Below are 23,730 nucleotides of genomic sequence, written 5' to 3' on the forward strand. Positions count from 1 at the left end.
GGATTTCGACAAGGGAAGGGCGCATGACCGACAGATTGGTAGACCTAGAGGATCGCGACGGCGTCCGGATCATCACCATGAACCGGCCGGACAAGCTGAATGCGCTCAACACCGCGCTGACGCAGCAATTGCTGACGACGTTGGAAGACCTTGCGTCTGCCCCGTCGGTGCGCGCCGCCGTCATCCGCGGGGAAGGCCGGGGCTTCTGCGCGGGCGCCGACCTGTCGGAGTTCAAGGACCTGACGCCGGATCAGTCCGACCGCGTTCTCGCCCGGGCCGACCTGACCTGCCGGCTGCAATCGGTGGCCAGCCAGTCCCCCGTCCCGGTCGTCGCCGCGGTGCATGGTGCGACCGTCGGCGGCGGGGCCGGTATCGCACTGGGCTGCGACATGGTCGTGGCGTCGCGCGGTCTGAAACTCGGCTACCCCGAAACCAAGCACGGGATCGTGCCGGCGCTTGTGATGACCGGGTTGCAGCGTGCCCTCGGCCGGAAGGCGGCCTTCGAGATGATCTCGCTCGGCCGCCTGATCGACGCGGACGAGGCGAAGGAGCTTGGGCTGGTCAACCGCGTGGTCGATGGCGACCCGCTGCCCATGGCGATCGAGATCGCCAATGCCTGGGCCGAAATCAACCCGAAGGCCATGGCCGCCACGAAACAGCTTTTCTATCGCGTGGGCGAGCTGCCATTCGATGCGGCCATGGCCGCCGGGCGCGACACGAATGCGCTGATGCGCTCCTTCCGGACGGAGGAGCAATGAAACCGCTGGACGGAATAAAGGTCGTCGACTTCTCGCGCGTGCTGGCGGGGCCCATGGCGACGCAGATCATGGCCGATCAGGGCGCGGAGGTCATCAAGGTCGAGCGCCCCGGAACCGGGGATGAATCCCGCAGCTTCGAACCGGCCTTCGAGGGCGGCCAGAGCGCCTATTTCTGTGCCTTCAACCGCGGCAAGAAATCCGTCGCCATCGACCTTCGGTCAGAGGAGGGCCGCGAGATCGCCCTCGATCTTGCCGCCGCGGCCGATGTCATCGTCGAGAACTTCCTGCCCGGCGGGATGGAGAAGCTGGGGCTGGGCTACGAGGCCGTCAGCGCCCGCAATCCCGGCGTGGTCTATATCTCGAACACCGGGTTCGGGCAGACCGGGCCCTACAAGGATCGCAAGGGGTACGACACTGTTTTCCAAGCACTTTCCGGCGTCATCGACCTCACGGGCCATCCTGACGGGCCGCCGGCCAAGGTGGGCGTGCCCTTCGCCGACATGACCTCGGGCCTCTGGATCGTGATCGCGGCCATGACCGGGCTTCTGGGGCGGGCGACCTCGGGGCGCGGCTGCCATGTCGATCTGGCGATGATGGATGTGCAGGTGAGTCTGTTGAGCCTGCCGGCCATGTGGTGGTTCGCGCAGGGGCGCAAGCCGACGCGGACCGGGACGGAACATCTCGGCCGCGTGCCAAGCGCGGCCTTCGAATGCCGCGACAACGAATGGATTTTCATTTCCGCAAGCGACCAGCACTGGCCGGCCATCTGCGACGTGCTGGCGCTCGATGCGCCGGAGTGGATGGAGAAGAACGCGGCGCGGGTGGAGCGCCGGGAGGAGGTCATGTCGATGCTGCGGGCCGCGATCCTGCCCCATGCGCGTGCCGAGTTGGCCGATACGTTGCGCGCGGCCGGCGTTCCGGCGGGAGAGGTCAACACGGTGCCGGAAATCCTCGGCGATCCGCATACGCGGTTCCGCGGGATGGTTGCCGGGTTCGACGACCCGGACCGGGGGGAAACGCAGTGCCTCGCCACGCCGGGCCGGTTTTCGGGCTATGACCCGATCGAATTCCTCGCGCCGCCACGGCTGGGCGCGGATACCGACGCGGTGCTTCGGTCGCTGGGGGTCGGGGATGCGAGATTGAGCGAATTGAGAGACAAGGGAGTGGTCGCATGACAGGGAAGTCCGACCTTGTGAAGGTGGAACGGCGGGGGGCCGTCTGTGAGGTGATCATCGACCGGACCGACGCCCGCAACGCCGTGAACCTCGAGCTTTGTCACGCGCTGCACGAGGTCTTTTCCGGCTTCGAGATGGGCGAAGAGACCCGTGCCGTGCTGCTGCGTTCCGAGGGGCCGGTTTTTTGTGCCGGCGCCGATCTGAAAGAGCGCAACGGCCGCGACGAGGCCTGGGTGATTGCACGCCGTCAGGCCGCCTTCAAGGCGTACATGTCCATCGAAACCTGCCCGCTTCCGGTGGTCTGCGCGGTGCAGGGGCCGGTCGTGGGTTCGGGCGGCGAGATTGCCATGGCGAGCGATTTCATCGTGGCCTCGGAAAAGGCGACGTTCCTATTTCCCGAGCCGCAATGGGGCACTGTCGGGGCGACCCAGCGGCTGCAGCGCGTGATCGGGGTGTCGAGCGCGAAGGAGCTGCTTTTCACCGGTCGGAAACTGGGGGTCGAGGAGGCCCATGCGCGTGGTCTGGTGGCCCGTATCCTGCCGGCCGACGGGTTTCTTGACGCCGCCCGAGAGGTTGCCGCCAAGGTGGCCGGGGCGCCGCATCTTGCCATGCAGCTGACGAAGCGGGCCGTCGACGAGGGCGGGCAGACCGACCTCGCCTCGGGTATCGAGATCGAACTGGGGGCGATCCGGCAGGTGCTGAGCAACAGCAACTGGCGGGCGGGGATCGAACGGTTCAACAACGAGGTGGGCAATGGCTGACATGCCGTCCATTCGAGAGGGGCTGCTTTGCCCGGTCACCGCCGCCGGGGCCCTGGCGCGGGCCCGCAGCCTGGCGCCCGAGGTCGAGGCGATTGTCGCACCTGACGGCCGCCGGACATATGCCGAGCTGGCCGAGGATGTCGGGCGCCTCTGCCGGTCGCTGCATGCGCTGGGTGTGCGGCGCGGGGATCACGTGGCGCTCTGCCTCGGCAACGGGGTGCAGTTCCACGGCCTGTTCCTGGCGCTGGCCACGATCGGCGCCGTGACCGTTCCGGTCAACACGCGCCTTCGCGCCGCCGAGATCGCCTATTGCCTGCGTCAGTCGCGATCGAAGTTCCTTTTTGCAACGGACAGCCTGCTGAGCAGCGATTTCACCGCCATCCTGCGCGAGATTCTGGGAAACGACCCGCTTCCCTGCGCCGATCTGCCGGATCTGGAAACGGTCGTTCTCAACGGGACCGCCGACGCGCCATGGGCCCGAAGCTGGGCGGCGTTCGAAGGGGAAATGTCCGACGCGCCCGCCGATAGCTCGGCCGCCGACGATGTCATCCTGATCCAGTATACCTCGGGCAGCACCGGCTTCCCCAAGGGCGTCATGCTGCGTCAGCACAGCCTTCTGACGAACGGGTTCGTTTCGGCCCAGCGCATGGGACTTCGCGCCGGCGACCGGTTTCATTCGGCCCGGCCGTTCTTTCACGTCGCCGGCACGTCGCTGTCGATCATGGCGTGCCTTCAACATGCCGTGACGCTGGTAACCATGGCGCGGTTCGACGCCGCCGAGGCGCTGGACCTGATGGAAGCCGAGCGATGCACGCATTTCTCGGGCAACGACACGATGGCGCTGATGCTGCTCAATCATCCCGACCGGCCGAGCCGGAAGCTCACGCTGAAAGGCGGCTGGGTCGCCGGGTCGCAGGCCGTGCTGAAGCGAGTCGTTCGCGAACTCGGGGCCACGCAATGCGTCTCGGGCTACGGGCTGTCGGAAGCGTCGCCCAATATCGCGCAATCCTGCTGGTGGGAGCCGGAGGAGGTGAGAACGGCCGGCCTGATGCGCCCGCAGCCGGGCCTCGAAGTTCGGATCGTCGACCCGCAAACCCGAGAGGTGCTACAGGCCGGCGGGCGCGGAGAGATCCAGGTGCGCGGCTGGTCGGTGATGGAAGCTTATTTCGACATGCCGGAAAAGACAGCCGAGACGCTGAGCGATGAGGGTTGGCTGTCGACCGGCGATCTTGGTGCACTCGATGCCGAGGGGCGACTGGCGTTTCTCGGGCGGCTGAAGAACATCGTCAGGGTGGGCGGCGAGAATGTCTCGCCCGAAGAGGTCGAGGATCTGCTCCATCGCCACCCGGCGATCCGGCAGGCACAGGTCGTCGGCGTGCCCGATGCGCGCCTTGTCGAGGTCTGTGCGGCGTTCATCATTCTCAACGACGGCCACACGCTTGATGCCGACACGCTTGCCGATTGGGCGAAACAGAACATGGCCGGATTCAAGATCCCGCGGCATGTCTGGTTCGTGGACGGGTTCGAGGATATCGGCATGACGGCAAGCTCGAAGATCCAGAAAAGCAAGCTGGCCGAACATGCCCGGTCGCTCATGTCGGAGAAGGCCTGATGCGGATCGAGACGGATGTCACCCGCCTTCTTGGCATCGACCTGCCGATCCTTCAGGCCGGCATGTCATGGGCCTCGTCCTGCACGGCCCTGCCGCTTGCCGTCAGCCGCGCGGGTGGCCTTGGCGTGCTGGCCGCCGGGCCCATGTATATCGACGCGCTGGAACAGTGCATCGACGAAATCAAGGCCGGCACCGACAAGCCCTTCGCCGTCAACATGCCGCTCTATCGCAAGGGCGCGGAAGAGGTGCTGGACCTGCTCGAGGCGAAACGCATCCCCGCGATCATCGCCTCGCAGGGCGGGCCGAAGAAGTATCTCGACCGGTTCAAGGCGATCGGCACGAAATGCATTCATGTCGTCGCCGGCGAGGAGCATGCCGTCAAGGCCATGAACGCCGGGGTCGACGGTCTGGTCGTTGTCGGTGGCGAGGCGGGCGGGCATCCGCCGCCGTCTCTGGTATCGACGCTCGTTCTGGTGCGCGCGGTGTCGAAGGTCACGGGAGGGCGTATTCCGTTGATTGCGTCAGGCGGTTTCGCGGATGGGCGGGGCCTTCTGGCGGCCCTGTCTCTGGGCGCGGGGGCGGCCAATTTCGGCACGCGGTTCATGGCGACGCCCGAGGCCAATGTGTCCGACGGTTACAAGCAGGCGGTGCTGAATGCCGGGGTGTCGGATACGCGCACGGTCGGCAACGGGCTGGGGATGATCCGCGCGATCGGCAACAGGTTCACCGAGCGCATGCTTGAGCTTGAGGGGCAGGGGGCGGATATCGAGAGCCGGAAAGACGTTTTCATGGCCGCGACCCTCAAGATGGCCGCGTTCGACGGGGATGTCGAAGAGGGCAAGCTGGAGGCCGGCCAGAGCACGGGCTTGGTCGACCGGGTGATGCCGGCGGCGGAGGTCGTCGAGGAAATCGCGTCTGACTATGTCCGCGCCCTGCAAGAGCTTCCGTCGGCGGTGGGCTGATACGGCTAGAGTTCTTCGAAGAAACTCGCGGGTTCGGTGGTTTCCTCGTAGGTGTCCGTGTCGTCCTGCTTGAGTTCTTCGAGGTAACGGAACGACGAGTTGATGGCCTTGCCGAGTAGCGCCATGAGTTGCACGCGCTCCTCGTCGCTGAGACCATCCAGCATCTTTCGATTGCGAATGCGCGACTGGGTCAGGATCTGCTGTACAAGATCCGCACCCGTTTCAGTCAGCGAAAGCAGGGTGCTGCGTTTGTCGCTTGGGTGGCGTTTTCGTTGAATGTAGCCACGTTTCGACAGGTCCGCGATCAATCGGCTGGTCTGGCTCTTCTGGATGCCGGCCCGCTGGGCGAGGATGTAGAGCGGGGCATCGCCGAGAAAGTCGAGTACGGCGAGAGCGCGCCATTCCTGTACGGTCAGTTGGAAATCATCAAGCATGTAACGCGTTGCAATTCTTGATGAAACAGACGCCAGCCTTTGGAGATTGTAGGAAAACAGGTGCCGGACATCTGAGGATTCGTCACCTATTCCATCAAGGGGCGGCTGGGCCTTGGTCTCGGCGGGCGTACTTTTCATGTCGATGACGTTGTCCTTTGCGCGACGGCGGCGGAGTGCCAATGGAACACAGATTGCGTGCAATTAGTGTACTTTGTCAACTATATGGATGCAGATTGTATTATATGCGGCGAGAGTGGCGAGTGCCTTGAGTGTCGGGATCGACATCGACCTTAGGGGATATCCTGCGGGGCAAGAAGACATTAAAGATGCATGAATCAACTATATAGTAGACGCCTGTATCTGGATTGAGTATTTCCATCCCTGTCGCTTAAGGAGGACAGAATGCGCTTTGGAGATACGCTTCCACCCGAGCTGGACCATGATCCGTTCAAGGCCATCCTGACCCCGCGCCCCATCGGTTGGATCGGCAGTCGGAGCGCAGGCGGCGTGGCAAATCTTGCGCCGTATTCCTTCTTCTGCGGGGTATGCGCGAAACCGAATATGATCGGCTTCGCATCCGAAGGGTTGAAACACTCCTTTGCAAACGCGCGTGATCGTGGGTGCTTCACATTTTCGCTCGTCAGTTCCGGGCTCGTCCAGCATATGAACGTAACCTCTTCGGCTGAGGAGGAAGAGGTCGATGAATTTCAGCTGGCCGGGCTGACCAAGGCAGAGTCGGTGGAAATAGATGCGCCCTTCGTGGCAGAAGCGCCGGCGGCCCTGGAATGCGTGACGATTTCCGCGACACAATTGAAAGACCGTTTCGGGGCCCTGCTCGACCGGTACTTCCTTATCGGAGAAGTCGTTCAAACCCACATTCGCGATGAGTTCATTCGAAATCGCCGGTTCGATACCGAGGCGGCGCAGCCCGTCTCGCGCCTGGGATATTTCGACTACGCGACGGTGACCGAAACATGGGAACTGGATCGTCCCGACCCACAGATACTGTAATTTCAGATCATGATTTGCTCGCGCTCCGCCTCAAAAAAGTGTTGCCGGCACACAACATTAGCACAGTCAACATTGGCGGCAGGCTCGAACGTTAACGCTGAATTAATCCGCGGAGCGCTTTGTAGGAAGAGCAGTACACTCTAACGACAAAAATAATAAACGTCGCTCGACAGATTTGAGTGAATGACAGGCAAGGAAGGGCCAGATGGCAAACGGGCTGCAATTGGCGGCGGGCGCGAGTATTGACGCGACGCTGGCGCACGCGCGTATGCGGCTTGCGCAGCGATTGCCGGAACTGGAGCATGGGGCGTTCGAGGAGAAAAAGTCTTTATCGAATATTCCGTTCAATCGAGAGCAGGCGTATGCGCACAGGCCGCGTGGACTGGTCCCTGTGGCCGGGGTGCCCGGATTTTTCGTGGATTTTCCCAGGACCCCGACTGGTCACAACCCTGCACTTTTCGTTCCGACCGGGGCGAGCGGTTGAGCGACATGTGCGAGCAGAAAAGCATACGTTACCCGTTTGCCAGCCTGCTTGCGGCACTCGTGATTGCGCTTGTCTTGAACTGCTTCCTTGCGACGGTAGCGTCTGCACAGGAAGACGGTCAGGAAGCATCGCCGCCTCAGACACTGACGATCGGCGTCCTGGCCCTGGAGGGCGCCACGCGTGCGCTTGAGGCTTGGCAGTCTACCACTGACCTTTTGAACAGATCAGCAGCGCGGTCGAACCTGCCATACGAGTTCGCGTTGCAGCCGCATACCCATTCTTCGCTTATCGAAGCCGTTGAAAACGGCGCCATCGACCTCATGCTTACCGACCCATCCATGTTCGCCGGGTTTGAGATGGAAAACGGGGCGCGTGCGGTCTTGTCACTTGCCCGCATGTGGGAGGGCGCCGCCATTGATGTGAGCGGCGCCCTCGTATTCGTTCGCCAGTCCGAAACGGCGCGGTCGCTTTCCGACCTGGAAGGCAAGCGCGTCATGGCGGTTGCGCCGAACGATTTCGCGGGCTGGTGGCTTGCAGAACAGGAATTCCGAAAGTCCGGTCTGGAGCCGAAAGATTTTTTCTCCAACCTGCTGTTTTCCGGCGGGAACGAACGCGAAGCTGTCTATGCCGTTCAGTCCGGTCTGGTGGACGCTGGGATTGTCCGCGCCGGTCTTCTGGAACAATTGGCGGAGGCCGGTATCATTGAACTGTCCGACTATGCCCCGCTGAACTTGCGGCGATACGAGGCTTATCCGTTCTGGACAAGCACGCCGTTGTACCCCGAATGGGTTCTGTCGGCATTGGAAAGCGTGCCCGAGCCGGCGCTGGCGCATGTCATAGATACGCTGCTGGAGCTTACCCCGGACAGCCCGGAATCGGAGGCGTCCGGAGGGTATGTCTGGCAGGCGCCGCAAAACTACAAGTCGGTCCACGACCTGTTGATCTCGCTTCGGGTGCGGCCCTACGAGAATTACTTTCAGCAGGCTGCCATGCGGATCTATCGGGCCTACCGCGGCCCCATACTGGCAATTGCTGTCCTGTCGCTGCTGTCGGTCGCCTTTCTCGTCTACGAGGTTCGCCGCAATCGTCAGCTTGCCGAGGAGCAGCGAAATGTTCTGCAATCCGAAGCGCGATCAAAGAACTTCTACAGAAATGCCGTCGAAGAGCACACTGTCTTCTGCATGTTGTCCGCGACTGGTGTGATCTCACACGTGAACGAAAGGTTCACGCATATCCTGGGGCGGTCGCGCAAAGCCTTGGTGGAAACACAAGTCGCGGAATTGCTGACCGAAAAGGATCGGGCCCTGCTTCAGACCGAGATCGTCAAGGCGATGGAAGTCGGGGCACCCTGGCAAGGCGCTCTGCAATTGAGAAAAGAGGATGGCGGTTTTGCGTGGGTACAATGCACGTTCATTCCTGTCACGCGGACAACGAACGAATTGAGCGAAATTGCCCTGGTCGCGTCGGATGTCACCCAGACACGGAAAGGCGTATCCGAGGAGAGGTTCCAGAATACCCTGGAGCTCTTGCAGGACCAGGTGGTTGTCATTCGCCCAGGAACTCTTGAAATCCTGTACTGCAATGCCGCGGCGGAGCAACGGCTGATCAAGGAGCGCACGGGGGGCGACTGGAAGGGAAAGAGCGCGTCTGCGTTTGTGACGGCCAAGGATTTCAAGCACCTCGAAATGCGATGCGAGGCGATCTCGAAGGGGCCTCAAAGACGGGTGATCTGGGAAGCCGCCGGCAAAGGGGACGTCACATACGAAATCAGCCTGGAGTATTGTGAACCTGCGCAAGACGAACCGCGTATCGTTGCCATGTACCGAGACGTCACGGAGCGCAAGGTTGCGGAAAGAGCCAAGAACGAGTTCATCGCCACGGTGAGCCACGAGCTGCGCACCCCCCTTACGTCGATCAAGGGGGCTCTGGGGCTGGCATTGTCGGGGGCCGTCGGCGAAATGCCCGAAAAGGTCGGAGACCTTGTCACGCTTGCAAACACGAACTGCGAGCGACTGCGGATCATGATCAACGACATCCTTGACCTCGAGAAGCTGGAATCGAGCGAGTTGGATTTCAAGATGGAGCCATTTGACCTGGTAGAGCTTGTCCACGAGTCAGTCGATGCAAATCAACACTATGCAAACCAGTTCAAAGCGACGTTCAAAGAGAATATCGACGCGTCTGATGCGCCGTTCATGACGTTGGGAGACCGTGGCAGGCTTCGTCAGGTGATGGACAATCTGATGTCGAACGCTTCGAAGTTCTCCGAACCGGACAGCGAGATCATCGTGTCCCTGACACGGCTGAAAGACCGTGTCCGACTGTCGATCCGTGATTTTGGAAGCGGGATTCCCAAGAAGGCACAGCCGGCGATCTTCGACAAGTTTTTCCAGGTCGACAGCTCTGACACCCGGTCGAAAGGCGGAACGGGGCTGGGCTTGGCCATCGTCCGGCAGATCGTGGATCAGCATGAAGGGAGTGTCTCCTTTTTCAGTGAAGTCGGCGAAGGCACCGAGTTCTTTGTCGACCTGCCAGAGTTTGATGGGGAACGGGCCATCGCAATTCCGGCTGCGGACACAAACGAGGCGACAGGTTTTTCGCGTCTGCCCGGAGTCGTGAGCGATGAATTCGTTCCGGCGGCCGACGAAACGGTTCTAGAAGGGTTGCTTGCCGCCGTGCGGGCTAATGGTGCAACCGTCAAAACGGAAGTTGGTCATGTCAGTGTCGAGCAGATTGCCAAGGGGCGCGGAGTCGTCAGCCAGTCGGCGGTCTTCAACTGGATGCGGCCACAACAGAGAGCGTTCGTCGTGAACCTTGTAGGCGAGGGTCTGCTGGAGAACCGGGGTGTAGCGCTGGTTGACCAAACCGTGATGTCACAGGGTGAGCAAGGCCGCGCCGTGGACGTGGAAAAGACCCTTGAGCTCGTGCAGGCGTGGCTCGACGAGACCGGCAAAGCCAATCGGGAAACCGGAATGAATCCATCGTTGAAAGCCGTGGTCATCGTGCCCGATGGGAATTGGACAGGCGCCGGTATAGCCGAAGACCAACCCTTCTTTACGGATCCCAATCAGGCACTGGTTCTCCTGAAGGAAAACCCTCATGATTACGTGGTGTGGTTGGACCAATTCGAGGGAGCCGCAACGGCAACGGTCCTGCCGTTGAACGAGGGGACATTGCCGAAAGACTTCCCGTTTACGCTTGTGGTCCGGCGGCGTGATGAGCGAAATGGCGAGCTGGGAATCGTTTCTAAGTTTTCCAGCTCTGAGGGTGGTGGCAGGACACGCGCGCGGCGGCGGGTCGGCGCTTCGGGTCAGAAGAGAACCGGCGCACTATGAGGCAAGTTTGAAGAGGAAACGATATGGAAAAACTAACGAAAATCCTTCATATCGAAGACGACCCGGCAATTCTCGAGATCACGGATATCGCCCTTACAGTGATCGGTGGGTTCGAGGTCGAGCAGGCGGACTGTGGTGAGAAGGGTCTGGCTTGCATTCAGCGCTTCAAACCGGACCTGATACTTATCGATGTCCAGATGCCCGGGATGACCGGGCCGGAAACCCTTGTGGAAATCCGTAAGCTTCAGGAATTTCAGAGGATTCCCGCAATCTACATGACGGCGAAGCTTCTGGGCGTTCCGAAGGGCGAATTGGAAGGAGCCTGCAATCTTGGTGTGATACCGAAACCCTTCGACCCGACCACGCTCAGTCAACAGATCATTGCCATGTGGGAGACCCGAGAAGAGCACGCTGCCTGAAACGCGGAACCAGGCAGGGTCAGAACGGGCGGTGGCGTCTGATATAGGCCGAAATGGCGGCCTCCGACATCTGCGCTTCTTCTGTCAGATCGTTTCTTCTCTGAATGTCTTCGGCAGATTTCTCAAGAAGCGTGTCGTTGGTCTTTGCGTCGACGAAGGAGGCGCGCAGTTCCCTGGCCAGTTGCTTTGAATCCTCGGCGAGTTGGTCGAGGCGCACCTGAAGCAAGGCCTTCTGTCGCGCAACAGCTGTCAGGTAGTCCGAAAGGAACGGGTAGGTTTCTGGCGTTGCCGCGGCGACGGCTTCCTGAGAACGCGCGGTCAGATCTTCGAGGCTGGCCTGTGCTTGAGTTTCCTGGGCCCGCGTCTCGGCAATCCGTTGTCCCAACTCTTCCACTTTCCGGTCCTTGAGCCGCTGCAGAATGGCCAGTGCCCGTTGTCGTCTGTCGCTGCTCATGCGTCAGGCGGCCTCGGCAAGGTCCTGACGGGCCTCTTCCATTTCGTAGAACGTCGGCTGCAGGTTCGTCGGAATGTTGCCACGGCCGATTTCGACACAGATTTGCGGCGAATGATCGTGAAGAATGGCAACGAAAATGTCGCGGATGACTGAATAGAAAGCTCCGTCTTGTTCTTCGATCGCCGTAAGCCGGTTCGACACGGGGGCCACGAAAAGATAGGCAAGGAAGACCCCGAGGAAAGTCCCGACCAGAGCGCCGCCGATCATTGCGCCGAGCACGGCAGGTGGTTTGTCGATCGAACTCATCGTCTTGATGACGCCCAGAACGGCCGCGACGATACCGATCGCCGGAAGAGCGTCGGCAACGGTAGACAAGCTGTGCGGTGCGACAAGGACCTCGTGGTGGTGCTTTTTCAGTTTCTTGTTGATGACGTCTTCCGTGTGAAACGGATCATCGAACTGCATCGCCAACATCCGGAAGCTGTCGGTGATCAGGTCCATGGCGAAATGGTCTTTTTGTATTTTCGGATAGGCCGAAAAGATGTCGCTTTCCTTCGGGTTTTCTATGTGCTCGTCGAGCGCAAGGATACCCTGCTTGTTGTAGATGCGGGCCAGCGTGAACATCAGATTGAGCAGGTCTTTGTAGTCTTGGGAATTCCAGTTTGGCCCCTTGAGTGCCTTCACCAGGGATTTGAATGTCGCCTTGATGTTGCTGAAGGAATTTGCCGCAACGAAAGACCCCAGCGCCGCGCCTCCAATCATCATGCCTTCGAAGGGCAGGGCGTGGGTAATAATCCCCATCTCGCCGCCGGATAGAATGTAGCCACCGAAGACAAGGCCGATGACCAGCAAGAACCCGATGATAATAGTCATATTGCGAAGACACTCCGGTAATGGTTGTTCGCCATGATTGCGCAAGGATAAATTACGTCAACAATGAATAGTTGACAATATATTTCGCTAGATTATCACTTTAATAAGATTAAACGGGCTGGTGATTATGGATAAAAGATACACTGCCTTGGCAATACTTGTAGATCCGAGCGTCTTGCTGGAAGTTCACGAGAACTGGCCTTCCGAGATGCATGTCGCCGTCACTATGTTGCAGGACGGACGCTGTGACTTGATTTCATTCCGGACCGAGGAGAGGGGGCAAATTCCTGCGCGCCTCTGCAGGATGTATGGTGTCGTTCCGTCAGATTTCTGCATTGTGCCCAAGATGCCCGGCTTTCCGACGAGAGATCTCCGCACGGCGGATTTCAAGACAGTTCTGTCGCTCATCCGTGACATGCCCAGCCTTGTGGAAGCCGCCGAGGACTATTCCGCAAATTTTACCTTTGCGCTTGAGGAAGGGTTGGAGCCGGAAAAGGTTCTCGGTTTCGACAGTCCGGCGAATGTGTCGACCGCGTCAGAGATGGTCACCACTGAAGATGAGGGCGAGACATCTTATGCGGCGGAAAAAGTGCCGGGTGTTACGACCTCGGTTCCGACATTTCTGAGGCGCGAGCATAGCGTGAGCGAGAAGCCGGTGGAACGGCGCCCTGCGATGGAGCGTGCGGAGGTCGGGCAAGCCGACGCAACGGTGACTGTCCCGGAATTCCTCACGCGCAGGCGGGACATGTTGGTGAGGCCGGTCAACGACCATGCTTGCCGTAGGCGTGCTGCAGGCGAGGAAGCTGACGATACCGTTTCGATCCCGAGGTTCTCTACGCGCCGGCATAACAGGGCGATACGGTCTGTCGATACTGGCGCCATTGATCCGCCGCCGGAAACCAAGGTGAGCATCGAGGTTGCATCGGGTAACTGGCTGTTGGTACGGCCGGCCAATATCCACACGGAGCAGGTGGTGACCATCAGAGAGAAGTCGCACGTTTTTCTCAGGTCTGACCACACGGCGATAGCTATTGATATGGGCGCACTCGACCGTGAAGATATGCCCCAATGGCCCTACAATATCCGCTTGAAGGTGCCGGACCTGCCCGACGGCCTTGCAGAGCTGCCCGTAAAGCGTTCGCTACGCGGCAGCCTGACGGAGAAGAATGGGCTGCTCTTCATTACATTGTCCACTGCCAGAGGCAGCCACGTTATTGAGGTCATGTTCCGCTCTCGGAATCGCCGGCACAATAATCCGGTTCGCAACAACGTCAGCGGAGCGCGTTTCTCAAGTCTGTGAAGACGTCGTTCTCGAATGAAACGACGACGTCTGGTTCGGCTTGCGTCTTCTTGGTTGCATCGGCCGTTTTGACGGATTGTGTCTCTGACGTAGACGGATGCAACATGGTTTCGCCGGTGCCCGATGCGGCACGGTCCGACATGCCTGTGCTCTCATACTGAAGCTGGATCGTCACGCGGCGGTTGGACGGGTGATTGGGATCTTCGGGTCGCAGTGCGTCCGAGGCAGCAAGGCCCGAAACCCGAATGAAGCGATCTTCCGAGACGCCGGCGCTTTCGAAAATGCGTCGTGTCGCGTGGGCCCGGTCGCTGGACAGATCCCAGTTATCGTAGTTTGTCGCCTTGGTGAAGGGGACCGCGTCGGTATGACCCGAGATCACCATGCGGTTTTCCAGTTTTGCCAGAGAGGTGCCAAGCCGCGTCAACAGTTTCTCGGTTGCGCTCAACATTTCGGCCCGTCCGCTTGCGAACATCGGTTGGCCTTCCTGGTCGATGATCTGGATTTGAAGACCTTCTTCTGTCTCGTCGAATATCACGTGGTTCATTAGAGGCCGCAGATCAGGTGTATCCTGCATGGCCTGCATGATTTCGGCTTTGAGATTTCTGAAGTTCTCTTGCTGTTCCTCGCGAGGATTGGGAGCCTGAGCCGATGAGCTGGCCTGTCCGGTCGCATCGTCGGTGCCGGGGTGTTGCGGAACGCCGGGTTTGGCCTTCGGCATCGTATCGGCCGCGTTTCCGGCGGCCGGGTTCTCGTGCTTGCCGCGTTCAGACCCGAGGGCCTTCTGGTTGGGATCGTATGTCGGAGTCGTATCCTTGATTTCCCATTTCGCAGGCGAGGGGTCATCGAATTTCCCCAGCTCCGCGCCGCGGGCTACGATCGTTCCATTCGACGCCGTGAGCGTTCCGGGCGGGCCCAATGTGGCCCCGTCCAAAACACCGCTACCACTTGGCATGGTGGCGTTCGTGAAATACTCGGCGATCCCGCGCAGCTTCTGTTCATCTGATGACGACAGAATCCAGAGCAACAGGAAAAACGCCATCATGGCGGTCATGAAGTCCGCATAAGCCACTTTCCAGCCGCCGCCGTGGTGCCCGCTTTCTTCGGTGACCTCGATTCTGCGAATGATCTTAGCTTGCGCGTTCGCCGCCATGCCACACTGCCCTCATTGAACCGGTACTCCGGTTTCGATGGGATGCGCCCTTCTGGGCGTCACCTTTGCAGCGATAATGATGATTGAGTTCGTCCGCGCCTTGGCCGCAATGTGACCTTTTCGGGGCCCTTGGCGGCTTGTTGCCTCAAGGGTTGGAGGGCTGTCCGTATTCGGATTTTTCGCGCTCGTACTTGCCCAGGCCAATTCGCTTGGCATACATCGCTTTCCGCTCGGAATAGCTGGGCGCGACCAGGGGAAAATCATCCGAAAGCCCGAAGCGGGCCCTGTACTGATCTTCGGTCAAACCGTGTTCAGCTTTGAGATGTCGCTTGAGCATCGTAAAGCCGCGTCCACAGCACAGGCAGAATACCTTGTCCTGCTTTACGGCATTTTCAATGGGAAGGGCCGGCGCGACAGGGCTTGTCTGCTGGGCGTTGATCTCATTCGATACCGCATCGGACCCGGCGGCAAACTGACGCTCTGCCCCGAGAAGCAAGGGTGAGAGCCGTTCAGCAAGTTGCATGATCTCGTCCACGGTCGCCGCCTCTCGCGACGCAAAGGCCGCAACGATGTGCCCAAAGCTCTCGATCTGAGGGGGCGATGCTTCTGAGTCCGTTTGACGGTCGGCATCTGACATGGTGTGTTTCACCACTGAATGATTGTTGCGCATTTACACCTCAAAGGTACTGTATTCTTGCACCCAACCCCTTGTCCTTACCTGTGATATTGGGGCCGCATGGAAAATGTCAACAATAAATAGTCTTAGACTGAACAATAGGCGGATTTCTGATTTTGCTTTACTTGTTTCCGCGCGCGTCTGTTTTTTGCAATTCGGGCACATTGACCTTATTGACGGCTTCAAATGACCGATGCCGGCGGTCGGCTGGGGCCGTCTTCACGATTGCTGGTTCTCTGCGCACTGACGGCATCGAGGGTGCCTAGAAAAAGTTCGTTCAAGAACTCATCATCCTTGGTCAATTCCATCATTATTTCGACACGCCGGACCGCGGCAAAGACCGCGATGCGCTTGGCGTGGATTTCTGCGTGTTTCGACATCGTTAACCCCCAAGTTGGAAGCCTGCGGCTGCCTTCTGCAACCGTTACTGACCATGTACAGCCCAAGGTTAAAATAAAACCAATTAAAGACTGCTTACTGGTCACAACAAGAAATGTCGGCTCATGATTAACAAACAGAGTTGAAGACGCGTGCGATGTGGGGCTAAAACGACGTTAGGGTGCGCACGGAATGATTGTCGTTTGCGATTTGTCGACAACGTTCGGCTGGGGGTGGAACTGTTGGCGAAATTTCGCAAGAGCAAGCATTCGGCCTGGCCGCTCCTAATGTGAGGCTGGACGCGAAACTTGAAAAACTTCTTTGAGATTTGAAAACCCAATGTTTTCAGTCAGTTTGATCTTTGAAACCTGTGATCAACTCGCGCTGAGGTATCTTTTCGAGGGCGTATTGGGTGTTTCGTCCTTTGTAAGTGCGTCCATCGAGCGCGTAGAGGAATGCCTCGACGAGGAGGAGCTGCCGCCGCTTTGGATACTTGGCGGAGATCGGAAGCCGGCCCGCGTGCTGCAACTTGTTCGAAAAGTCAAAAAGAGAGATCCCTCTGCGGCTGTTGTTGTGCTGTCACGCGGGGGGAGTGACGACTTTGCTGCGCAGGCATTCAAGGCGGGGGCCGCAGACGTTTTGAAGGAAATAGGGTCGCTCGAGGTGTTCACCTACAGATTGCGCGCGCGTCTTGCCGGGAATGAGATATTGACCGGCCTCGACTTCGATGACGTGACCTGGGACACGGAGGATTTTGTTTCCCAGCGCGCAGGGCTTACAGCGACAGAAAGCCAGATAATGCATCTGATGATCCATCAAGATGGGCAATTGGTTACACGTGATCAAATGAGCCGGGCGATCGACAAGAAGCCGTGGAGCTACGGTGACCGCAAGTTCGACGTGCATGTCGCCAAGCTGAGAAAGAAGCTGAAGTCGCGCTTCGGAGAGAAAATCCACGTCTCTACTGTTCGATCAGCCGGATACAAGCTCTATGTGAGTTGAGCGGCGCGCCGACAGGGTCGATCCTGGCATTTGGCCGCCAAGGTCTCTTGCGGGGCTCGCCGCTGTAAATCCAGGCGGCGCCAAACAATATCGCTTCGATGTGCTCGGATAGATCCACTGCTAGGTGAGCCCCGCGGGTCAAATTTCCTGATTTTCGGACGTCGATGCTGAACAAGAAACCGGAAGGCGCAACGGAAGACGGGCATGCCTTCGGGTTCCGGCCTGAGGCAACATGGAAAAGCTCATGATGTACTGTTGGCAATAGTACAAGATTTTAATCTTTTGTTAATCATATACTTCTTTATGTTCTTGGTGCGCTGTGGTCTTCTCCTTGCAATGGAACGTTCGATTTCTGGAGGCGGAGATGACCGTCCTTTTAAGGGCAGCCGGTGCGATGCCTCTCCTGGACCAGGGTCGAGAACGGGAATTGCTTACCGACTGGCAGGAAAACGGCGCCAGGGAAGCGCTTGAGGAATTGATTGTCAGCCACGAGAGAATGGTTCTCAGCGTAGTCGCCAAGATGGGAGCCGGCATTCAGGATCGCGAGGAATTGATATCTGAAGGATATCTTGGATTGATCAAAGCCGCTAACCTTTTTGACCTTGATCGCGATGTCAGGTTTTCAACATATGCACGGTGGTGGGTGCGAAACCACGTAACGACGACGTATATGAGGCTTCGGACCATAGTTGACGGTCCGAGAGGAACCACCCGTGGGGTGGGGCCGAACCTTGCCCCGGTCACCAGCGACAACGATCTTGTTGATGAGCTGCATTGCCCGGAAAAGACCGCAGAAGAGCAGTTGATCAACAAATCGGACTCCGAGAGCGCTCGGAAGAGCATCGTCGACGCCATGCAGGAACTGTCCAGTTTCGAGCGAGAGATCATCATCGCCAGGAACCTGCAGACGCCGTCTGCGACGATTGATGTGCTTTCTGAGCGGTTTGGGGTGTCCGGTGAACGACTTCGCCAGATCGAGCGGCGCGCGATGTCTCGGCTCAAGTACGAGCTGCTTTGCCGCGGCGTTACATCGTTTCGAGTGATGTGACCCCCATGCGCGTGTTTCTTCCAGCCCCCGAAATGACAGGTCAGGAAAGCCCGGGTCGCGCCAAGGGAGCTTCGTCTTCCAATCGACCGGATGGGCAGGGGTTCGGGGCATTGCTGGAGACGCACCGACCACCAGCCTCGCTCGTGCCTGGGGGTGCCGTTGGGGCTCGCTCGGCCGAAGGCCAGCAATCGGGCAAACCGGTTCCAGGCCCGATGGTGCAGACCGAAGGGCAAGCCTCGGATTCGTCTGAAAAGACAGGGCCTACCCGTGCAGGGGCAATGGGGCAGGATTTGTTTGGGGATAACGCCGATACGCTTGAGCCTGACGCCGGTCCAGCTTGGCAAGGCATGCCGCATGCGACAGGTGGGGGAGAAGAGCTAAGCGCTGACACGCTTTCGATTGGGGCGGAAACACCGCTCGAGGCTTTGCCAGTCGAGAGCGGCGATGGTGAGGCAGTAGACGAACAGTATTTGCTTCCGACAGGGGGCGTGGATGCCAGTTTCCCGCTCGCGAGGGCAGAGGGATCAGTGGCGCCCTCAAGTTCATTTTCCGACCTGACCGAGACGATCGAAGCAATGGCGGCTTCGGGTGAGGCCTCGAGCGTCACAGGGGCCGATGCCAGCGTGATGGATCTGGCGGCGCTTGGGCTTCCCGTATCGTCCATAGAGCCAGTGGCAACCGACGCCGAGCCGGAGGTGCCGGTCATCTCGAATCTGGTCGATGTGGCCCGTGACCTGAAGACGGGAGAATGGCCCGGGGTTGCAGCGTTGGTTGCGCGACTACATGGAAACGTTATGGCCGAGGGGCCGCGCTCATATACGTTCCCCGCCTTCGTAGAGGGATTGCTGCAAACATGGCAGGGGCCGGCCGGTGCCGTTGCTGCTAATGTTCCGGTGGGCGGTACCCTTGAAATTCCATCGGGTCCGGGTGGTCTTGGTGCGCAGACGTCGGCCGGGCAGGGAACTGCCGTCGGTGCGGCTTTGGCGGCTTCGCAGGCGACAGCTGCGCAAGTTCTTTCATTTTCTGACACAGTTTCGCAAGGCAGCTTGGCCGTCGAGCCGGATAGCGAAGGGCAAGACATACGGTCAGCAACCCAAACGACGGCCATGGAAACGAGTTTTGCGATTGCTGCGAAGGTCAACCAGCCGGGTACTCAATCTACAGGGAAACCATCGCAGGCTGCATTTGAAAAGATCGAGCTTGCGATGGCATCCGCTGCCATTGAGGAACGGATGGCAAGAGCTGCGCCCGTTGATACATCGGTACTGCAAAACCTGACCGGCACCATTCGCGAGCCTTCCGAAGTGCAAGGGTCGGTTGTTCCGAACCGGTCAGAACCAGGCAACGGGTTCGCCCAGGCGATGCTGGCGCAGATCAGGAAAGTAGAGCTTTCGGAAAACCAAACGCGTATCGCGTTGCGGCCGCGCGGTTTGGGCGAGATTGAAATAGAAGTCCTGGGAGGCCGGGAGGCGACCACCAAAGTGGTCGTAAGAGTTGAAAGCCCGGCGGTGCTTTCTGCTTTGAACGAAAGCCGCGAGCTCTTGGCAAACGCCCTGCGCCTTTCAGACGGCGGTCAGCTTGAATTTCAGGACTGGCAATCCGGAGGCGGCAACCATCCGGAACGGCAGGCCGAACAAGGAATAGACCAATTGCAATCAAGCGCCGAGCCTGGCGACCCGGAACAGACTATCCTCTATTCCGGTCGTTTGAATCTTATTACGTGACGGGACGAGGACATGGACACTCTTACATCTGTTTCAAATCTGAATCGGGCGGGCACTACCTCGAACGGAGCGCAGTCTCTGAGCCAGCTAAGCGATGACTACACGCAGTTCCTGAGCTTGCTGACGGCGCAGATCAGTAACCAGGATCCCCTGTCCCCCATGGACAGCACTCAGTTCGTCGCCCAACTTGCGCAGATGTCACAGGTGGAACAGGCCGTGCAAACCAACCTGAACCTGGAAAATCTTCGCGCTGATCTTGGGGCTTATGCTGTTGCGAGCGGCAGTCAATTGATAGGGCAAACGGTCTCCGTCGCCTCGAACACTGTTATGCTCGAAGATGGACAGACCGACACCTACTATCGGCTCGGTGGCGAAGCTGCGAAGGTTACCGCGGAAATCCAAGACCCGCTCGGGCGCGTGATCCGAACGCTCAGCGGTCTGTCCGGGGAAGCGAATACTCACAATCCCCTGACCTGGGACGGGCGGGACGACTATGGAAATCCGGTGCTCAACGGTCGATATACTGTCACGATCACGGCGCTTGACGCGGAAGACAAACCTTTGCCGGGCTTGGTTTTCCGTGACGCAGAAATTAAAGAGGTGATGATCGATAGCGGGCAGATGTTCTTCGATGTCGGTGGCGACGAGATAGTGGGCCACGGCAGCATCCTTGCAATCCGCTGATGTCGTTCCGCTCTATTCTCGTAGGCTGACGGTCGACGTAAACTCGTTAATGCGCGCCGTGACGACCATTGGAAAATCCGTGTGAAGCTTCCTGACGATTTGCTCGGCGAGCGTTCTCTTGTCAGCTTGTTCCAATTCCATGTCGTCGATCCAGTGATAGTCTTCGGCTATGTCCGAGACTGCCGAAATGGTGCCATCGCGCAGTCTGGCGCGGCCAACGGCGCCATTCATTCGTTCGAACTCGGTCGCGCCCTGGATATAGACGTTCACATCGAGCACCAGGTAAAGGACTTTGTTCCGCTTGGTAACACGAAGCGTGAACTTGCCCAGGGGCATGTTGTATAGAACCGGCTGGGGATTTCCTGAAGCATCGGCGGCAGATGCCTTTGTCTGGGGCGGTGCGGGCATGATGAATGGTGCTGCCACGAAGCCGGAAACGCCGGAAAGGCCAACCAGAACCCCGACGATGATCCACCTCTTCATCCCGGTCAGTAGGGCAGGATGACTTCGAGTATATCCTCTCCGTACCGCGCCCGCTGAAGTGAAGATATTTGCCCGCGCCCACCGTAGGATATTCGGGCTTCGGCAATCTTGTCATAGCTGATCGAGTTGTCGAGATTGATGTCTACCGGCCGGACGATACCGGCAATGCGCAGCTCCCGGAGCTCGTAGTTTACCTTGACCTCCTGCCGGCCGGCGATAACGAAGTTCCCGTTCGGCAGTCTCTTGATTATGGTCGAGGCGACCCTGAGACTGATCTTCTCGTTCCGTTTGACCTGGCCTTCACTGCTGGTGCTCGAGTCTGACCGCAGGTCCACCAGATCTCCATCTGGCGTGATGAGCTGCTCTCCGAGGGCAACGGGATTGCCTGCATTCAGCGATCCGTCTCTCGATCGGCCGGTGGCGTTGCGCAACTGGGCTTCGTCGTCGATATCTATCTTGACCGTCAGCAGGTCGCCGACCGCCTTTGCCCTCTTGTCCTGAAAGAAGCTCTTGGTCTCTCTGCCCCAGAGGCTTGAGGCCTCTGCACGCACCGGTGCTGCAACTGGCTTGGGCTCCGGCATGGGAATGCTTATTCGGTTGACCTCCGGCATGGTCTCGCCGTCCAGTACCATATCTGTTGTCTGCGGATCCCTGAGCTCGCTGAGATTGGTGCATCCCGAAGTCAGCACAACCAATCCGGCAAGGGTCGCCAGGCGCAGCTTGTTTCCGGTATTCATCTTCAGAAATTCTCTCATCTTTCGACCACCACGACACCTTCCGCTCGTGCGACTGCCGTGATCGTTTTGTTCCCGGACAGGTTGACGACACGAAGCTCCTGGCCCAGATGCGCGTCGGCCAGCGACCGGCCTCTTGCGTTCAGGTGCAGTCCACCCATTCGATATTCGATCGTCACGATCTCGCCTCGTTCCACCAAGGTCGGCGCCATAACCGATTGGCGCGCGACGGGCTGGTTTGCAGGCAGCATGCGCCGCACCTCCATACCGACAAGCGCTTCCCGGTCGAGTATCGCGAACGCGCCCAACCTGGCGTAGGGCAATCTGAACATCTCGATATCGCTTTCGGAAACAAGCTCTCCGGGGAGCTTTCGTGCGATTGGAAGCGGGACGGGCACCGTGAGCGTGGCGACACCCCAGATACGAAAGATGTCCCCCGTGTCGGAAACCGCGTTGGCTATGAATTTTCCAGAGCGCTCGTCCATCCAGAATTCAGCGATGTATTCCGCTTCGGTGCGGGTTTCGTCGACCAGCTTGATGTCGTATCGACCGGATGCCGGAAAGACCCCGCTGAAATTGCCGACGGCGCGTTCCTCTATCAGTTTTGTCAGCCGTTCGGCTGTTGCGAGACCAGGTGTCACTAGGACTGCCAACAAAAGAACAGCCAGCATCCGGGCTTTTGAAGGAAAGAGCGTCATCGGGTATCCGGCCCTACTTCATCTGGTTTACGGTCATCATCATTTGATCGGCTGTTTCAACGGCCTTGGAGTTCATCTCGTAGGCGCGCTGTGCCGAGATAAGGCTGGTCACTTCCTGAATGGTGTTGACGTTCGAGTTTTCGAGATACCCTTGCTGAAGAACGCCCACTCCCTCGTCTCCCGGGTTGGACTGGATCGCCTCGCCCGAGGCGGTTGTTTCTTCCATCAGGTTGTCGCCAATCGGCTGCATGCCAGCCTCGTTGACGAAAGTCGCAATGGTCAACTGGCCAAGTTGAACGGGGTTCGGGTCATTTTCGACATAGGCCATCACAACCCCGGTCTGGCTTATTTCGACTTGCCTCGTGAGTTCGGGAACCACGATTGCCGGCTCAACTTCATATCCGGTCAACGACACGAGCTGGCCCTCGGCATTAAGCTGAAAGCTGCCATCGCGCGTGTACACTTGGGTCCCGTCGGGGCGATTCAGGATGAAATGACCGCGCCCCTCGATTGCCAGGTCCAACTGGTTCTCAGTGGAAAGTAGGCCACCTTGAGAGTTGAGCCGGATCACACCCGAGACCTGAGCCCCCAGACCGACATCGAGGCCGACCGGCCGTGACGTCCCGTCGCCCGCGGTCAGCGCGCCTTCGCGCTCGACGGATTGATACATCAGATCCTGAAACGCGGCGCGACCGCTTTTGAACCCGGTGGTGTTGGCGTTGGCGATGTTGTTGGCGATAACATCCACGTTGGTCTGTTGCGCCAGCATGCCTGTTGCGGCGATACCCAGAGCCTTCATTGATTATTCCTCCTAAGACCTGCGCCCAAGCCTTTGAATGACCTGCTTCGTCAGCTCGTCTTCTTCCGTCATGAGCTTGATCGACCCCTCGTAGGCGCGCTGAATGTCGATAAGGCGCGTCATTTCCAGCACCGGTTCCACGTTGCTGGCCTCGAGGTACCCCTGAAGTACTCTCGCCTCCTCGGCCGGTGCGAGAGCTTCGCCGCCTTCTGCGGCGTAGAGACCGCGTCCGATCGGCGCTAGAGTTTCCGCATTGGGAACATCGAAAACCCCGATCTGCCCGAGTATGTTGTTCTGCTCGTCCGTCACACTTCCGTCGGCGGCAATGGTAACGTTTGTTCCCACTTCGGCGGGCAGGGTGATCGGGCCACCGTTCACGTCGAGGATTGGACGACCTGCAGCCGTGACCATCTGTCCATCGGCGTTCAGCACGAGCTGGCCGAAGCGGCCATAAGCCGGGGCTCCGCCATCTGTTTCGAAGGCGAGCCATCCATCGCCGGAAACTGCGATGTCGAGCGGATTGTCGGTGCGAAAGACCGATCCTTGGGTTGTATCCAGGTATGTGCCGGTGCTCTGCACGAAATGAACCGTTTCGGCGCCGTTGGCCTGTCCGCCGGCTGTCGACTTAAACACCGGGTTCACGGTTTTGTATCCGGCAGTGGAGGCGTTCGCGAGGTTGTGCGAGGTCATGTTGAGGCTCTTCTCCAAGACCGTCGCGAGCGAGAGCGATACGTTGCCTGTCTGTCCCATTCGACCGTTTGACCCCGACTAAGGAT

25 protein-coding genes are annotated in these 23,730 nt (G+C 59.1%); 14 read left to right on the plus strand and 11 right to left on the minus strand.

The window, feature by feature from the left end; genetic code table 11:
- Window positions 1–23: 23 nt before the first annotated feature.
- From RIdsm_RS06740 to RIdsm_RS06760, 5 genes are read left to right on the plus strand one after another with little or no spacing between them, the layout of a single operon-like run.
- Window positions 24–758, plus strand: a complete 735-nt coding sequence (locus tag RIdsm_RS06740) for an enoyl-CoA hydratase/isomerase family protein (protein ID WP_057814740.1) — start codon at window positions 24–26, stop codon at window positions 756–758.
- Window positions 755–1,933, plus strand: coding sequence for a CaiB/BaiF CoA transferase family protein (locus RIdsm_RS06745; RefSeq protein WP_057814742.1), 1,179 nt, complete (start codon window positions 755–757; stop codon window positions 1,931–1,933). Before RIdsm_RS06740 ends, RIdsm_RS06745 begins: the two co-directional genes overlap by 4 nt.
- The gene (locus RIdsm_RS06750) at window positions 1,930–2,694 is read left to right on the plus strand and encodes an enoyl-CoA hydratase/isomerase family protein (RefSeq protein ID WP_057814744.1); all 765 of its coding nucleotides are present in this window, start codon (window positions 1,930–1,932) and stop codon (window positions 2,692–2,694) included. Before RIdsm_RS06745 ends, RIdsm_RS06750 begins: the two co-directional genes overlap by 4 nt.
- The gene (locus RIdsm_RS06755) at window positions 2,687–4,306 is read left to right on the plus strand and encodes an AMP-binding protein (protein WP_201455561.1); all 1,620 of its coding nucleotides are present in this window, start codon (window positions 2,687–2,689) and stop codon (window positions 4,304–4,306) included. The genes RIdsm_RS06750 and RIdsm_RS06755 overlap by 8 nt, the downstream gene beginning before the upstream one ends.
- Window positions 4,306–5,268, plus strand: coding sequence for an NAD(P)H-dependent flavin oxidoreductase (locus RIdsm_RS06760; protein WP_057814748.1), 963 nt, complete (start codon window positions 4,306–4,308; stop codon window positions 5,266–5,268). The genes RIdsm_RS06755 and RIdsm_RS06760 overlap by 1 nt, the downstream gene beginning before the upstream one ends.
- A 5-nt stretch (window positions 5,269–5,273) precedes the next feature.
- Here the strand turns inward: RIdsm_RS06760 and RIdsm_RS06765 are convergent, their stop codons facing one another.
- Window positions 5,274–5,882, minus strand: coding sequence for a MarR family winged helix-turn-helix transcriptional regulator (locus tag RIdsm_RS06765; protein WP_160325824.1), 609 nt, complete (start codon window positions 5,880–5,882; stop codon window positions 5,274–5,276).
- 222 nt (window positions 5,883–6,104) lie between these two features.
- On the opposite strand from RIdsm_RS06765, the gene RIdsm_RS06770 reads away from it, so the two are divergent.
- The 4 genes from RIdsm_RS06770 to RIdsm_RS06785 all read left to right on the plus strand — a co-directional run bounded on the left by RIdsm_RS06770 (window position 6,105) and on the right by RIdsm_RS06785 (window position 10,951).
- The gene (locus tag RIdsm_RS06770; RefSeq protein ID WP_057814752.1) at window positions 6,105–6,713 is read left to right on the plus strand and encodes a flavin reductase family protein; all 609 of its coding nucleotides are present in this window, start codon (window positions 6,105–6,107) and stop codon (window positions 6,711–6,713) included.
- Window positions 6,714–6,918: 205 nt separating this feature from the next.
- Complete coding sequence (locus RIdsm_RS06775) at window positions 6,919–7,197, plus strand: hypothetical protein (RefSeq protein WP_057814754.1); 279 nt, start codon at window positions 6,919–6,921, stop codon at window positions 7,195–7,197.
- A 5-nt stretch (window positions 7,198–7,202) separates the two neighbouring features.
- Window positions 7,203–10,532, plus strand: coding sequence for an ATP-binding protein (locus RIdsm_RS06780; protein ID WP_057814756.1), 3,330 nt, complete (start codon window positions 7,203–7,205; stop codon window positions 10,530–10,532).
- A gap of 23 nt (window positions 10,533–10,555) precedes the next feature.
- On the plus strand, window positions 10,556–10,951 hold the full coding sequence (locus RIdsm_RS06785; protein ID WP_057814758.1) for a response regulator: 396 nt from the start codon (window positions 10,556–10,558) through the stop codon (window positions 10,949–10,951).
- A gap of 19 nt (window positions 10,952–10,970) precedes the next feature.
- On the opposite strand, the gene RIdsm_RS06790 is transcribed toward RIdsm_RS06785, so the two are convergent.
- Both RIdsm_RS06790 and motA read right to left on the minus strand, forming a co-directional pair.
- Window positions 10,971–11,405, minus strand: coding sequence for a hypothetical protein (locus RIdsm_RS06790; protein WP_057814760.1), 435 nt, complete (start codon window positions 11,403–11,405; stop codon window positions 10,971–10,973).
- Between the two features lie 3 nt (window positions 11,406–11,408).
- Window positions 11,409–12,278 (minus strand): flagellar motor stator protein MotA, encoded by an 870-nt coding sequence (gene motA / locus RIdsm_RS06795; protein WP_057814762.1) that lies wholly within the window; start codon window positions 12,276–12,278, stop codon window positions 11,409–11,411.
- Between the two features lie 127 nt (window positions 12,279–12,405).
- Between motA and RIdsm_RS06800 the strand changes: the two genes are divergently transcribed.
- Window positions 12,406–13,578: a hypothetical protein gene (locus RIdsm_RS06800; protein ID WP_144435871.1), complete on the plus strand. Its 1,173-nt coding sequence runs from the start codon at window positions 12,406–12,408 to the stop codon at window positions 13,576–13,578.
- On the opposite strand, the gene RIdsm_RS06805 is transcribed toward RIdsm_RS06800, so the two are convergent.
- From RIdsm_RS06805 to RIdsm_RS06815, 3 genes are all read right to left on the minus strand, one after another.
- On the minus strand, window positions 13,550–14,728 hold the full coding sequence (locus RIdsm_RS06805; protein ID WP_057814766.1) for a flagellar motor protein MotB: 1,179 nt from the start codon (window positions 14,726–14,728) through the stop codon (window positions 13,550–13,552). The two genes, RIdsm_RS06800 and RIdsm_RS06805, sit on opposite strands and share 29 nt — an antisense overlap.
- Before the next feature lie 145 nt (window positions 14,729–14,873).
- Entirely contained in the window at window positions 14,874–15,398 is a 525-nt protein-coding gene (locus RIdsm_RS06810; RefSeq protein WP_236553201.1) for a Ros/MucR family transcriptional regulator, read from the minus strand.
- 188 nt (window positions 15,399–15,586) lie between these two features.
- Complete coding sequence (locus RIdsm_RS06815) at window positions 15,587–15,889, minus strand: hypothetical protein (RefSeq protein WP_217625284.1); 303 nt, start codon at window positions 15,887–15,889, stop codon at window positions 15,587–15,589.
- A 232-nt stretch (window positions 15,890–16,121) separates the two neighbouring features.
- On the opposite strand from RIdsm_RS06815, the gene RIdsm_RS06820 reads away from it, so the two are divergent.
- From RIdsm_RS06820 to RIdsm_RS06835, 4 genes are all read left to right on the plus strand, one after another.
- Window positions 16,122–16,784: a winged helix-turn-helix domain-containing protein gene (locus tag RIdsm_RS06820; protein WP_057814770.1), complete on the plus strand. Its 663-nt coding sequence runs from the start codon at window positions 16,122–16,124 to the stop codon at window positions 16,782–16,784.
- A 364-nt stretch (window positions 16,785–17,148) separates the two neighbouring features.
- The gene (locus RIdsm_RS06825) at window positions 17,149–17,832 is read left to right on the plus strand and encodes a sigma-70 family RNA polymerase sigma factor (protein WP_057814772.1); all 684 of its coding nucleotides are present in this window, start codon (window positions 17,149–17,151) and stop codon (window positions 17,830–17,832) included.
- Between the two features lie 278 nt (window positions 17,833–18,110).
- On the plus strand, window positions 18,111–19,556 hold the full coding sequence (locus RIdsm_RS06830; RefSeq protein WP_057814773.1) for a flagellar hook-length control protein FliK: 1,446 nt from the start codon (window positions 18,111–18,113) through the stop codon (window positions 19,554–19,556).
- A gap of 12 nt (window positions 19,557–19,568) precedes the next feature.
- Window positions 19,569–20,240, plus strand: coding sequence for a flagellar hook assembly protein FlgD (locus tag RIdsm_RS06835; RefSeq protein ID WP_057814775.1), 672 nt, complete (start codon window positions 19,569–19,571; stop codon window positions 20,238–20,240).
- Window positions 20,241–20,252: 12 nt separating this feature from the next.
- On the opposite strand, the gene RIdsm_RS06840 is transcribed toward RIdsm_RS06835, so the two are convergent.
- Genes RIdsm_RS06840 through flgF form a run of 5 tightly spaced genes read right to left on the minus strand, consistent with a single transcriptional unit; the run spans window position 20,253 to window position 23,704 of the window.
- Window positions 20,253–20,723, minus strand: a complete 471-nt coding sequence (locus RIdsm_RS06840; protein ID WP_064261675.1) for a hypothetical protein — start codon at window positions 20,721–20,723, stop codon at window positions 20,253–20,255.
- Window positions 20,724–20,728: 5 nt separating this feature from the next.
- On the minus strand, window positions 20,729–21,478 hold the full coding sequence (locus RIdsm_RS06845) for a flagellar basal body L-ring protein FlgH (protein ID WP_235608040.1): 750 nt from the start codon (window positions 21,476–21,478) through the stop codon (window positions 20,729–20,731).
- Window positions 21,475–22,155, minus strand: a complete 681-nt coding sequence (flgA, locus tag RIdsm_RS06850) for a flagellar basal body P-ring formation chaperone FlgA (protein ID WP_082647322.1) — start codon at window positions 22,153–22,155, stop codon at window positions 21,475–21,477. Before flgA ends, RIdsm_RS06845 begins: the two co-directional genes overlap by 4 nt.
- Before the next feature lie 13 nt (window positions 22,156–22,168).
- Window positions 22,169–22,954, minus strand: coding sequence for a flagellar basal-body rod protein FlgG (flgG, locus tag RIdsm_RS06855; protein ID WP_057814781.1), 786 nt, complete (start codon window positions 22,952–22,954; stop codon window positions 22,169–22,171).
- Between the two features lie 12 nt (window positions 22,955–22,966).
- Window positions 22,967–23,704, minus strand: a complete 738-nt coding sequence (gene flgF, locus RIdsm_RS06860) for a flagellar basal-body rod protein FlgF (protein ID WP_057814783.1) — start codon at window positions 23,702–23,704, stop codon at window positions 22,967–22,969.
- Window positions 23,705–23,730: the final 26 nt, after the last annotated feature.

The organism is Roseovarius indicus (assembly GCF_008728195.1).
Classification (GTDB): domain Bacteria; phylum Pseudomonadota; class Alphaproteobacteria; order Rhodobacterales; family Rhodobacteraceae; genus Roseovarius; species Roseovarius indicus.